The following is an 11425-nucleotide window of genomic DNA, read 5'->3' as shown; positions in this document are numbered from 1 at the left end:
GGCCTCGCCGACACCCATCTGGAATTGAGCCGGTATGACGAGGCCACCACCGCCTACCAGGACGCCCTGGCCATCTACCGGACCATCGGCGACCGCCTCGGCCAGGCCAACGTCACCCAAGGCCTCGCCCACACCCACCACATGCTGAACCGGTACGACGAGGCCACCACCGGGTTTCGCACAGCAAGAGATCTCTACGCCGAGATCGGCATAAGCCAGTGGGCCGAAATCTGCCAGCAAATCCTTGACGCGCTCAACGGCGACGTGTGAGCCATCAGCCAGCTCTAGCTGCCCTTCAGGGCCTCCACGATGCACCGGTGCATCTCACTCACGTCAGGAAGCGTTCCGCTGGTCGCAGACTTCTTGACCGTCAGCAGCAGCTTCTTCCCGCTGTCACACAGTTGTCGCCAAGTTTCCGTCTGCGGATCCGCTATGGCACGCCCAGCAAATCGTTGACTCCAACGGTTCAACCGTCCTCTGCCAGGAAGATCAGGCGGTCCGCGGTTCCGTTTGGCCTCGGATCACTCGGAGCGCGGACTGCCCGTAAGTTGTGGTCGGACCGCGATCGGCAGGCGCACTCGGTTCCCGGCCGCCGCGAACCCAGAGTGGTCAGCGCCCGCCAAACCCTTGGTCCGTGGCTACTACCTCGCGTCCCAAAGGCATGAGGGAGATCGGGATCAGCTTCAGGTTGGCCCACCCGAACGGGATCCCGATGATCGACAGGAACAGCGGGATGCTCGTGATCAGGTGGGCCAGGGCCAGCCACCACCCCGCGAAGATCACCCAGATCACGTTGCCGATGAAGGATCCGGCGCCGGCGTCCGGTCGTTCCACCGTGGTCCGCCCGAACGGCCACAGGACGTAGCCGGCGATACGTAGGGACGCGATGCCAAACGGGATGGTGATGATCAAGACGAAGCAGATCAGCGCTGCGATCGCGTAGCCGATCGCCATCCAGAAGCCGCAGAAGACGAGCCACAGGATGTTGAGCAGCAGGTTGAACACCTTCATGGTCGGTACCCTCTCCAGGTCACTCCGTCGGCATGCCTGCTGCCACAAGTATCAGCCGGTCAGGCGTCCAGGCGGAAGCGCAGCGCCCTTGTAGCGTGATTGGGAACGTCCCGAGACGATCCCGTTCGGCATAGCGGCGTTCCGAATCGGCGTGTACGCCCTGTGGCCCTTCGGGTACACGACCGTGGAGCGACGCGACGCGGGTGCCCCGTCCTGCATCGGCAACGTCCTGTGGCTGGTCCTCGCGGGCTGGTGGCTGGCCCTCGCCCACATCGTCACCGGCATCGCGATGTGTCTGACGATCATCGGAATCCCGTTCGGCATCGCCAACTTCAAGCTGATCCCGGTCTCGCTGCTCCCGCTCGGACGCGAGATCGTCCCCACGGACCAGCCGTTCGCGACCCGCTGAGCGCTCCTCGTCCACCACAAAGAAAACCGACCCCGTCCGACGCCTCCGGCCCACGAGTTGTCCACAGGCCGGAGCGTCGGCGGGAGGTTGTCCACAGGCCGGCCCGGTTGTCAGTGGCGGCCTGCATCATGAAGCCATGACCGAGATCGAGCAGTTGCTGACACGGGTGACCGCGCAGGCCCACAACTCCCGCCCATGGGGCTGGCCTTCGCTCCCCGCGCCCGTCGACGCCGCCACGCTCGACCGTGCCGGTCAGACCCTGGGCTTCCCTCTGCCGCCCCTCCTCGCCGCGCTCTACGAGCGGGTGGGCGACGGCGGGTTCGGTCCGTCGTACGGCCTGCTGCCCCTGCTCGACGCAGCGCCCGCGGGCGAGCCGGCCGCCGTCGCCCAGTACCTCGGCAACCGCGAGTACGGCCGCAAGAATCCGGACTGGCCCTGGCCCGAGGGCGTCCTGCCGATATCCCACTGGGGCTGCGGCATGTACGCGTGCGTGGACTGCCGGACCCCGCAGGCCACGGTCCTGCTCTACGAGCCGAACGCCGACGACGCCGACGGTGCCTGGTTCGTGGACGCGCCCAGCCTCACCGACTGGCTGTGCGTATGGCTGGCGGGCACGGGCTGGTACGAGGAGACCGACGAGGGCACGGACCTGGTGCCCTGGGCCGACTTCCGGATCCGCACCGCCCAGGAGCAGGCCTCCTGAGAGACGGGGCCTTTCGAGCGCTGCCGCCACCGTCCTGCGCCGCAGGTCGCGGCAGCGGCAGCAGCGGTAGCGGTACGGCAGCGGTCACCGTGGCTACCGGGCCACAGCCCACCGCCGTACGGCGTACGCCGCCGCACCCACCGCCAGTACGGCTGCCCCCGTGGCCACCGACGTCACCGGCAGCGCGAACGCGAGGATCACGCACCCCAGCAGTCCCACCACCGGAACCAGCCGCGCCCGCGGCGCCGGATCCAGCGTCCAGGCCGAGGCGTTGGCCACCGCGTAGTACGCCAGCACACCGAAGGAGGAGAACCCGATGGCACCCCGGACGTCCGCGGTCGCCGCGACCACGGCGACCACCGCGCCGACGGCCAGCTCGGCGCGGTGCGGAACCTGGAAACGCGGGTGCACGGCGGCCAGCGCCGGAGGCAGATGACCGTCGCGGGCCATGGCCAGCGTCGTCCGCGACACGCCCAGGATCAGGGCCAGCAGCGAGCCGAGCGCGGCCACCGCGGCCCCCACCCGCACCACGGGCACCAGCCCCGGCACCCCGGCCGCCCGCACCGCGTCGGCCAGCGGCGCGGCCGCCCGCCCGAGCCCGTCCGTGCCCAGCACCGCGACCGCGGCCACCGCCACGCACGCGTACACGACCAGCGTGATCCCCAGGGCCAGCGGGATCGCACGCGGGATGGTGTGTGCCGGGTCCCGTACCTCCTCGCCGAGGGTCGCGATCCGCGCGTACCCGGCGAACGCGAAGAACAGCAGGCCGGCCGCCTGGAGCACCCCGCCCACGCCCGACGACAGCCCGATGTCCAGCCGCCCCGCGTCCGCCGCCCCGGACGTCAGGCACACGACCACCACGGAAGAGAGGACCGCCAGTACCACGGCCACGATCACCCGCGTCAGCCAGGCCGACTTCTGGATGCCGCCGTAGTTCACGGCGGTCAGCGTCACCACGGCCGCGACCGCCACCGCGTGCGCCTGCCCCGGCCAGACGTATGCGCCCACGGTGAGCGCCATCGCGGCGCAGGACGCCGTCTTGCCGACGACGAACGCCCAGCCCGCGAGATACCCCCAGAAGGCGCCGAGCCGCTCCCGCCCGTACACGTAGGTGCCGCCCGACTGCGGGTACCGCGCGGCCAGGCGCGCCGAGGACAGGGCGTTGCAGTAGGCGACCAGCGCGGCGACGGCCAGCCCGGGAAGCAGCCCCGACCCGGCCGCGCGGGCCGCGGGGCCCAGGGCGGAGAACACGCCGGCCCCGACCATCGAGCCGAGTCCGACGACCACAGCGTCGCGCACGCCCAGCGTGCGCCGCAGACCGGAAGGGGAAGAAGCCACGAGCCGCACCCTACTGATCACCGCAACCGTGCGGCATCGCCCAGGCGTCCTCGTCATCGACAAGGCACGAACACACGCGCGACGGACGCAAACGGACGGCTCGGACAGCCTGTCCGGCACCACCTGTCCGGCACAGCCGGCCCAGACCGAAATCACAGGGCCGGAACAGTGCGAACACAGCGCGGAAGGGCAGGTTCAGGTCATGGGCATCATCAGCTGGATCATCCTGGGACTGTTGGCCGGCGCCATCGCCAAGGTCCTGCTGCCGGGACGCGACCCGGGCGGCTTCATCGGCACGACCCTCATCGGCATCGTGGGTGCGTTCCTCGGCGGCTGGATATCGGCCCGCTGGCTGGACCACCCGATCACCAAGAACTTCTACGACGGCGCGACCTGGGCGGCGGCGATCGGCGGCTCGCTGGTCCTGCTGATCGCCTATCGCATCCTGTTCGGCAACTCGCGCGACTGACCTCCCCCGGCCGGAGCCGGCGCACGAGAGGGCACGAGAGGGCACGAGAAGGGCGGGCACCAGGAGGTACCCGCCCTTCTCGTGCTTCGACGACGCTGCCTACCGGTAGTTCACGAACTGGACCGCGAAGTCGAAGTCCTGGCCCTTCAGGAGCGAGATCACGGCCTGGAGGTCGTCGCGGCTCTTGGAGCTGACGCGCAGTTCGTCGCCCTGGACCTGGGCCTTGACACCCTTGGGGCCCTCGTCGCGGATGATCTTCGCGACCTTCTTCGCGTTCTCCTGGGAGATGCCCTCCTCGATCGACGCGAAGATCTTGTACTCCTTGCCGGAGAGCTGCGGCTCACCGGCGTCCAGCGCCTTCAGCGAGATGCCACGCTTGATCAGCTTCGACTGGAAGACGTCGAGGATCGCCTTGACCCGCTCCTCGGAGTTCGCCTGCATCAGGATCTTCTCGCCGGACCAGGCGATCGAGGCGTCCACACCCTTGAAGTCGTAGCGCTGCGAGACCTCCTTGGCGGCCTGGTTGAGGGCGTTGTCGACCTCCTGCCGCTCGACCTTCGAGACGATGTCGAAACTGGAGTCGGCCATGTCCTGTGGCTCCTTGTATCGGGGGGCGTAACGGGATGCGTTCCGGCGTGCGGCGGCGGCCGCCGAGCCCGGTGTGGGGACCGGGCCGCATCCGCACCAGCCTAGCCATCCCGCGTCCCGCGGGCGGCGATCAATCGGGTGGCGGAGCACCCCGGTGGATCGGGTATTGTTTACGTCGTTGCCAGGGAGCACCGCCGAAAAGCGGTTCGAGCTGGTGGCAAAACCCCGGCGGTGTGCCCGAGCGGCCAAAGGGAGCAGACTGTAAATCTGCCGGCTCAGCCTTCCCAGGTTCGAATCCTGGCGCCGCCACACGGGAACGATGGGCCCGTGACCTGCTGTCTAGCAGGTCACGGGCCCATCGTCGTGTGTCCGTGTGCATGCCTTCACGGGAACCGGGCCCCGTGGACGCGGAGGGGTGCGGAGGCGTGATGAAGATCATGTAGGTGCTTCGGCGGTGCTGCGGCCGAGGGGCAGTGGTCCGTCGTGTGGGCCACGCTCGGGGGCACACTGAACACATGTCCACCCGACGTAGAACCTGCCCGGTGTGCCGCCGCGAAATCGCTGTCGTGGCGGGCCGTTTCGCGCGGCACGACCCGCCCGGGGCGCGTGAGAACGGGGAACTGGTCTCGTGCTCGGGCTCGCGGCAGCAGGCCTGGATCGGTGCCGTACAGCCCGCGTTGGACGGTTACGTCGTGCCCGATTTCCCCGGACAGCTGCCGTTGTTCTGAGAACGAGAACTCAGTTCCCGGCCACCGACTTCACGGCCACCGTGACCGGGGTCGACCCGCCGATCAGCTCCAGGGTCAGGCCGGCCGTCGCCGAGGTGTCCACCAACTCCGCGAGTACGGCGGCCACGTCGTCGCGCGTGACCGCACCCCGGCCCGTGTGCGCCTCCAGACGCACCAGACCGGTGCCCGGCGCGTCCGTCAGCGCACCGGGGCGCAGGATCGTCCAGTCCAGGGCACCCTGCCGGGTCACATGCGCGTCGGCCTCGCCCTTGGCCCGCAGGTACGCGTCGAAGACCCCGTCACCCTGGTGCGCCGGGTCCGCGCCCATCCCGGAGACGACCACGAAACGGCGTACGCCCGCGCGCACCGCCGCATCCGCGAACAGCACCGCCGCGCCCCTGTCCACCGTGTCCTTGCGGGCCGTACCGCTGCCCGGACCCGCGCCCGCCGCGAACACCGCCGCGTCCGCTCCCTCCAGATGCGCCGAGACCTCCTCGACCGACGCCGACTCCAGGTCCAGCAGCACCGGTTCGGCGCCGGCCGCCCGCAGGTCGTCGCCCTGCTCGGCTCTCCGGATGATCCCCGCGACCTCGTCCCCGCGCGCGGAGAGCAGCCGCTCCAGCCGCAGCGCGATCTGACCATGACCACCAGCGATGACAATGCGCATGTCTCAGACCGTACGCCCGAAGACCCGCATCCGCCGCACGACTTCATGCGCCTCACGCGCACGCGTGGTTCCACCGAGCGCGCCGGTCCGGTTCGAGCTTCCTGCGGGGGTGCCTCGCTCCCGTGCCGCGCGCTCCCGCGCCCCCGCCTGCCTGCCGGCGCCCGCGCTCCCGCCATGCGCCCGCGTTCCTCAGGACAACTCGCCCCGCCCCTGCCGCGGCAGGCCCAGTTCCGCCGCCACTGCCGAGTTGCAGTACTCACGGACTGCGCTCGTGCGTGCCACCACGCGCCCCCGGTGCACCACGATCCGGCTGTAGGCGAGGGAGAGCGCGCCGGCCAGGTGGTCGCCGCGTACGGCGAGGAGCTCGGCGGGGAAGCCGGCCTCCACGCGGACCTCGGGGAGGCCGAGGGCGGCGCGGGCGGCCGCGCTCACGGTGTCGTAGGCGTCCTCGGGGCGCAGGCCGTGGCGGGAGGCCAGGAGGTAGGCCGCCTCCAGGGGGTCGCCGCGGCCGACGGGGTTCGACAGGTCGCGCAGGGCGCCGCTGCCGGCGGCGACCCGCACCCCGGCCGCGCGCAGCAGCCGTACCGGAGCCGTGCCGCGGCGGTCGACGGAGCCGCAGCCGCCCTGCGGCAGGCACACCACCGTGATGCCGGCCGCGGCGAGTTGGTCCGCGACCCGCGCGGCCACCTCGATGGGCAGGCGTGCGAGCCCGGCGCACGGGCCGAGGACTACGCCGGGGCGCATGCCGCCGGCCATCGCCGCGAGCCTGGCCAGCCGGGCCGGGTCGGTGGCGTCCGTGTGCAGGTCGACAGGGCAGCCGTGTTCGGACGCCACCTCCAGGACCGCTTCCGCGTAGCCCGTGGGATCGGGGTCCAGGTCCGGGCAGCCGCCCACCACGGACGCGCCCATCTTCGCGGCGTCCCGCAGTATCGCCAGCCCGTCGGCGCCGGCGATGCCGGTCAGCACGCGGGGCATCGCGACCGCCGTGAGCTCCGCGAGCCCGCGCAGCGAACGGCGCGCCTGGAGGACGGCGGCAAGGGCGCCGAGCCCCTGGACGTCGCCCACGCGCACGTGCGCGCGTACCGCCGTCGCACCGTGCCCGAGTTGCAGCAGGGCCGCCTCGGTGGCGCGGCGCTGGACGTCCTGGGGTTCGTACGAGACGGGGCCGCCGTGTTCGGTGGAGAGCGCGGTGTCGCCGTGGGCGTGCGGTTCGGCGGGGGCCGGGAGGAGGAGGTAGCCGGTCAGGTCCACACGCGTGCCGCCCGCGCGGGGCGCGCCCGCCGTCAGGCTGCCGGCCGTGCCCACCGCCTCGATGCGCCCGCAGCCCAGCCGTACGTCCACGGTCCGGCCGTCGGTGAGACGCGCCCCGCACAGCAGGAGCGTGGCCGGGTCGGACTGGCCCGAGGAACCCTGCGGGTTGGACGACGACGAGGGCGGCTGCGGCTGGCTGTCAGGCATCGCGCTCCATGAGGGTCGGTCCAGGCATTGGACTCAAGATCACGCAGAGTGAGTCGAGCCTAGGGTGGCGAGCCGCGTGCGGCGGGGAGGAGCGCAATAGTCGTACCGCAGCCGTCGGACCTGCGAAGAACGGTCCGCCTCGCGCGCGTGGGGAGTGCCGGAAGGGGTCCGGGAGGCTGCCGTGAGCCGTGCGGAAGGGGCCGGGAAGGGCGGCGGGAAACGGATTTGGGTGAACGGCGGCCGAGCGTGTAATGTCTTCATCGCTCGCCCCAATAGCTCAGTCGGCAGAGCGTCTCCATGGTAAGGAGAAGGTCTACGGTTCGATTCCGTATTGGGGCTCTGGTGTGAGAGGTTCCCGTCGCGAGACGGGGGCCGATCTCATCAAAGCGGTGTAGCTCAGTCGGTAGAGCAAGCGGCTCATAATCGCTGTGTCACCGGTTCAAGTCCGGTCACCGCTACTGACAGTAGCCGATTGCGGGGTCGGTCCTTCGATCGGCTACTCTTTTATGCGTTAAACCAAACCCATCCGTTCGTCAAGGAGCACTCACGTGGCTGCCACCGACGTCCGCCCGAAGATCACGCTGGCCTGCGTGGAGTGCAAGGAGCGGAACTACATCACCAAGAAGAACCGGCGTAACAACCCGGACCGTCTTGAGATGAAGAAGCACTGCCCGCGTTGCAACGCGCACACTGCGCACCGCGAGACGCGATAACAACAGGCTCGTCCGTGAGGCCGTCCCCACTCGGGGGCGGCCTCACGGCGTTTCGGCAGATGCCCTTCCCGCTAGTTTGTGGGGCAGCACAGCAGACATCAGGAGGTGCCGGGCCAATGGCGCTCGACCAGTCCTTCGTGGGACGGACCTACCCATCCACCGAGCCCTACGAGGTGGGGCGGGAGAAGATCCGTGAGTTCGCCGAGGCGGTGGGTGACACCAACCCCGTGTACACGGACGCGGAGGCCGCCAAGGCGTTCGGCCATTCCGATGTGATCGCCCCGCCGACCTTTGTCTTCTCGATCACCTTCCGCGCGGCCGGACAGGTCGTCGAGGACCCGCAGCTCGGCCTGGACTACAGCCGGGTGGTGCACGGCGACCAGAAGTTCGCCTACCGGCGCCCGGTGCGCGCCGGCGACCGGCTGACCGTGACCTCGACCATCGAGGCCATCAAGTCCCTCGCGGGCAACGACGTCATCGACATCCGCGGCGACGTCCACGACGAGGCGGGCGAGCTCGTGGTGAGCGCCCTGACCAAGCTGGTGGCCCGCGCGGCGGACGTGGAAGAGGGGGCGTGAGGATCCGATGACGGCGAAGATCGCATACGAGGACGTCGAGGTCGGCACCGAACTCCCGGCGCAGACCTTTCCTGTGACCCGTGCCACGCTGGTGCGGTACGCGGGTGCCTCCGGGGACTTCAACCCGATCCACTGGAACGAGAAGTTCGCCAAGGACGTCGGCCTGCCGGACGTCATCGCGCACGGCATGTTCACCATGGCCGAGGCGATCCGGGTGGTGACCGACTGGGCCGGCGACCCGGGCGCGGTCGTCGACTACGGCGTCCGCTTCACCAAGCCCGTCGTCGTCCCGAACGACGACCAGGGCGCCCTGATCGAGGTCAGCGGCAAGGTCGCGGCCAAGCTCGACGACAACACCGTGCGCGTCGACCTGACGGCGATGAGCGCCGGGCAGAAGGTGCTGGGCATGTCGCGTGCGGTCGTGCGGCTGGGCTGAGTTCCGGCTCGACGACCGGGTAAGGGGCGCTCCGCACTGCGGGCGCCCCTTACGTGTGGTGGAAGTGCACGTCCTGGAAGGACGCGTACCCGGAAGCGCACGTCGTAGGAGCACTTCGCGAGGGGCCCCTTGACTTAGTTAGTAATTGAGCACTAACTTCTTCGCATGGTCAGGATGAGTGCCGAGGAGAGGCGCGAGAGCGTCATCCGTGCGGCGATCGCGGAGTTCGCGCAGAGGGGCTACTACGGCACCTCCACCGAGGCGATCGCCAAGCGGGTCGGCGTCTCGCAGCCGTATCTCTTCCGGCTCTTCCCGGGTAAGAAGGCGATGTTCGCCGCGGCTTCGCAGCGCTGTATCGACGACATGCGCGAGGTCTTCGAGGAGACGGCCGAGGGGCTGAAGGGCGAGGAGGCCCTGCGCGCCATGGGAGAGGCGTATGTGCGGCTGATCCAGGAGCGGCCGGAGCGGCTCCAGATGCAGATGCAGACGTACATCACCGTCGCGGCCGCGGAGGCGGAGGGCGAGCGCGAGTTCGGTGAGCTGGTGCGGGACGGCTGGATGCGGCTCTGGGACGCCGTCCATCTGCTCTCGGGGGCCGATGTCGACGCCACCACGGCCTTCCTGGCCAAGGGGATGCTCATCAACACCTACTCGGCGATGGGGTTTCCGCCCGAACACCGGGTCTGGCAGGGGATGTTCCCGGACGCCGGGGCCACGGGGCGGCTGGACAAGTGCAGCGACGGGTGACGGGGCGGTCCGCCGTTCCCGGTCCGGGCCTTTTCGTGGGCCAGAAAATTAGTGAGCAATAACTAACTCAACACCCAATACGGAACATGCTCTGGGGGAGCGATGTCACAAGAGACCGCACGCCGCGGGGGCGCCGGATGGGCGCTCGTCATCACCAGCGTCGCCGGATTCATGGCGGCCCTCGACAACCTCGTCGTCACCACCGCCCTGCCCTCCATCCGCAAGGACCTCGGCGGAGCCCTGGACGACCTGGAATGGACCGTGAGCGCCTACACGCTCACCTTCGCCGTCCTGCTGATGTTCGGCGCCGCCCTCGGCGACCGCTTCGGCCGGCGCCGGCTCTTCCTCGCCGGGCTCACCGTCTTCACCGGCGCCTCCGCCGCCGCGGCCATGGCGCCCGGCATCGACTCCCTGATCGCCGCCCGTGCGGTGCAGGGCGTCGGCGCGGCGATCATGATGCCGCTCACGCTCACCCTGCTGACGGCGGCCGTGCCCGAGGCCAGGCGCGGGATGGCGTACGGCATCTGGGGTGCCGTCAACGGGCTCGCGGTCGCCTCCGGGCCGCTCATCGGCGGCAGCCTCACCGAACACGTCTCCTGGCACTGGATCTTCTGGCTGAACGTGCCGCTCGGCCTCGCCCTGCTGCCGCTCGCCCGCCTCCGCCTCGCCGAGTCCCACGGCACCGGCGCCCCGCTCGACGTCCCCGGCACCCTGCTCGCCAGCGGCGGCCTCTTCGGGATCGTCTACGGCCTGGTCCGCGGCCCCGCCGACGGCTGGACCAGCCCGCTCGTGCTCACCGGGCTGTTCGCGGGCGCCGCCCTCCTCGTGGGCTTCGTCTTCCACGGCAGCCGCGCCAAGAACCCCATGCTGCCGATGCGGCTCTTCCGCTCCCGCGCCTTCTCCGGGATCAACGCGGCCAGCCTGCTGATGTTCCTCGGGATGTTCGGGTCGATCTTCCTGCTCAGCCAGTACATGCAGGGCGTGCTCGGCTACTCGCCCACCGAGGCGGGCCTCAGGATGCTGCCCTGGACCGGCATGCCGATGATCGTCGCGCCGATCGCGGGCATCCTGTCCGACCGGATAGGCGGCCGCCCGGTCGTCGCGGCCGGACTCTTCCTGCAGGCCGCCGGGCTCGGCTACCTGGCCTCCGTCGTCACCGCCGACGCCTCCTACGGCGCCCAGCTGCCCGGACTGATCGTCAGCGGCATCGGCATGGCCCTGTACTTCGCCCCGGCCGCCAACCTGGTGATGTCCGCCGTACGACCGCAGGAACAGGGCATCGCCTCCGGCGCCAACAACGCGCTGCGCGAGGTCGGCGGCGCACTGGGCGTCGCGGTCATGTCGTCCATCTTCTCCGCCCAGGGCGGCTACGAGAGCGCCCAGAGCTTCGTGGACGGACTGAAGCCCGCCCTGTTCACCGGCTCTGCCGTGGTGGTCCTCGCCGGGATCGCGGCCCTGGTCATCCCCGGCCGGCGGAGCGCCGCGCGGCTCGTCTCCGAGGGGGAGCCGGCCCCGGCGCTGGAGACCGTCGGCGGCTGACGACGGCTGACGACGGCTGACGGCACGCGCGCGTGGGGCCC

The 11425-nt window shown here is 70.4% G+C and carries 15 protein-coding genes and 3 tRNA genes; 13 read left to right on the top strand and 5 right to left on the bottom strand.

The features are described from left to right. Positions 1-270 (top strand): tetratricopeptide repeat protein (locus ACFWPS_RS16310; RefSeq protein ID WP_383705433.1); only part of this gene is annotated, 270 nt, incomplete at its 5' end. Between the two features lie 339 nt (positions 271-609). Here the strand turns inward: ACFWPS_RS16310 and ACFWPS_RS16305 are convergent. Beyond that, positions 610-1011 (bottom strand): YccF domain-containing protein, encoded by a 402-nt coding sequence (locus ACFWPS_RS16305; RefSeq protein ID WP_383705430.1) that lies wholly within the window; start codon positions 1009-1011, stop codon positions 610-612. A gap of 118 nt (positions 1012-1129) precedes the next feature. Here ACFWPS_RS16305 and ACFWPS_RS16300 point away from each other — a divergent pair, with 118 nt between their 5' ends. Then, positions 1130-1420, top strand: a complete 291-nt coding sequence (locus ACFWPS_RS16300) for a YccF domain-containing protein (protein WP_383705719.1) — start codon at positions 1130-1132, stop codon at positions 1418-1420. A 136-nt stretch (positions 1421-1556) separates the two neighbouring features. Further along, positions 1557-2123, top strand: coding sequence for an SMI1/KNR4 family protein (locus tag ACFWPS_RS16295; protein ID WP_383705427.1), 567 nt, complete (start codon positions 1557-1559; stop codon positions 2121-2123). A 93-nt stretch (positions 2124-2216) separates the two neighbouring features. Here the strand turns inward: ACFWPS_RS16295 and ACFWPS_RS16290 are convergent, their stop codons facing one another. Continuing rightward, positions 2217-3518 carry an APC family permease gene (locus ACFWPS_RS16290; RefSeq protein ID WP_383705424.1) on the bottom strand — a complete coding sequence of 434 codons (1302 nt, stop codon included), beginning with the start codon at positions 3516-3518 and terminating at the stop codon, positions 2217-2219. A gap of 145 nt (positions 3519-3663) precedes the next feature. Here ACFWPS_RS16290 and ACFWPS_RS16285 point away from each other — a divergent pair, with 145 nt between their 5' ends. Beyond that, the gene (locus ACFWPS_RS16285; protein ID WP_089099838.1) at positions 3664-3930 is read left to right on the top strand and encodes a GlsB/YeaQ/YmgE family stress response membrane protein; all 267 of its coding nucleotides are present in this window, start codon (positions 3664-3666) and stop codon (positions 3928-3930) included. Between the two features lie 99 nt (positions 3931-4029). On the opposite strand, the gene ACFWPS_RS16280 is transcribed toward ACFWPS_RS16285, so the two are convergent. Then, complete coding sequence (locus ACFWPS_RS16280; RefSeq protein WP_383705422.1) at positions 4030-4518, bottom strand: YajQ family cyclic di-GMP-binding protein; 489 nt, start codon at positions 4516-4518, stop codon at positions 4030-4032. A 227-nt stretch (positions 4519-4745) separates the two neighbouring features. Between ACFWPS_RS16280 and ACFWPS_RS16275 the strand changes: the two genes are divergently transcribed. Together ACFWPS_RS16275 and ACFWPS_RS16270 are read left to right on the top strand one after the other, a co-directional pair. Then, positions 4746-4827, top strand: a tRNA-Tyr gene (locus ACFWPS_RS16275). A gap of 206 nt (positions 4828-5033) precedes the next feature. Beyond that, positions 5034-5246 (top strand): hypothetical protein, encoded by a 213-nt coding sequence (locus tag ACFWPS_RS16270; protein WP_383705420.1) that lies wholly within the window; start codon positions 5034-5036, stop codon positions 5244-5246. Between the two features lie 10 nt (positions 5247-5256). On the opposite strand, the gene ACFWPS_RS16265 is transcribed toward ACFWPS_RS16270, so the two are convergent. Both ACFWPS_RS16265 and ACFWPS_RS16260 read right to left on the bottom strand, forming a co-directional pair. Then, positions 5257-5913, bottom strand: coding sequence for an NAD(P)H-binding protein (locus tag ACFWPS_RS16265; RefSeq protein ID WP_383705418.1), 657 nt, complete (start codon positions 5911-5913; stop codon positions 5257-5259). A 189-nt stretch (positions 5914-6102) separates the two neighbouring features. Beyond that, positions 6103-7371, bottom strand: a complete 1269-nt coding sequence (locus ACFWPS_RS16260) for an amidohydrolase family protein (RefSeq protein WP_383705416.1) — start codon at positions 7369-7371, stop codon at positions 6103-6105. 266 nt (positions 7372-7637) lie between these two features. On the opposite strand from ACFWPS_RS16260, the gene ACFWPS_RS16255 reads away from it, so the two are divergent. The 7 genes from ACFWPS_RS16255 (at position 7638) to ACFWPS_RS16225 (ending at position 11384) form a co-directional block, all read left to right on the top strand. Beyond that, positions 7638-7710 (top strand) — tRNA-Thr (locus ACFWPS_RS16255). 46 nt (positions 7711-7756) lie between these two features. Next, positions 7757-7829, top strand: a tRNA-Met gene (locus ACFWPS_RS16250). A 90-nt stretch (positions 7830-7919) separates the two neighbouring features. Continuing rightward, on the top strand, positions 7920-8084 hold the full coding sequence (rpmG, locus tag ACFWPS_RS16245; RefSeq protein ID WP_003948671.1) for a 50S ribosomal protein L33: 165 nt from the start codon (positions 7920-7922) through the stop codon (positions 8082-8084). A gap of 116 nt (positions 8085-8200) precedes the next feature. Then, positions 8201-8662 carry a MaoC family dehydratase N-terminal domain-containing protein gene (locus ACFWPS_RS16240; RefSeq protein ID WP_383705414.1) on the top strand — a complete coding sequence of 154 codons (462 nt, stop codon included), beginning with the start codon at positions 8201-8203 and terminating at the stop codon, positions 8660-8662. Between the two features lie 7 nt (positions 8663-8669). After that, positions 8670-9098 (top strand): MaoC family dehydratase, encoded by a 429-nt coding sequence (locus ACFWPS_RS16235; protein ID WP_383705412.1) that lies wholly within the window; start codon positions 8670-8672, stop codon positions 9096-9098. Between the two features lie 165 nt (positions 9099-9263). Further along, a complete protein-coding gene (locus ACFWPS_RS16230; protein WP_383705410.1) occupies positions 9264-9845 on the top strand; it encodes a TetR/AcrR family transcriptional regulator in 582 nt (193 codons plus the stop codon). Between the two features lie 102 nt (positions 9846-9947). Beyond that, positions 9948-11384, top strand: coding sequence for an MFS transporter (locus ACFWPS_RS16225; protein WP_383705408.1), 1437 nt, complete (start codon positions 9948-9950; stop codon positions 11382-11384). The last annotated feature ends 41 nt before the right edge of the window (positions 11385-11425 follow it).

This window comes from Streptomyces sp. NPDC058457, from assembly GCF_042720695.1.
GTDB lineage: Bacteria > Actinomycetota > Actinomycetes > Streptomycetales > Streptomycetaceae > Streptomyces.
The sequence above is the reverse complement of the archived record's forward strand: the minus strand, read 5'-3'. Positions and strand labels throughout refer to the sequence as shown.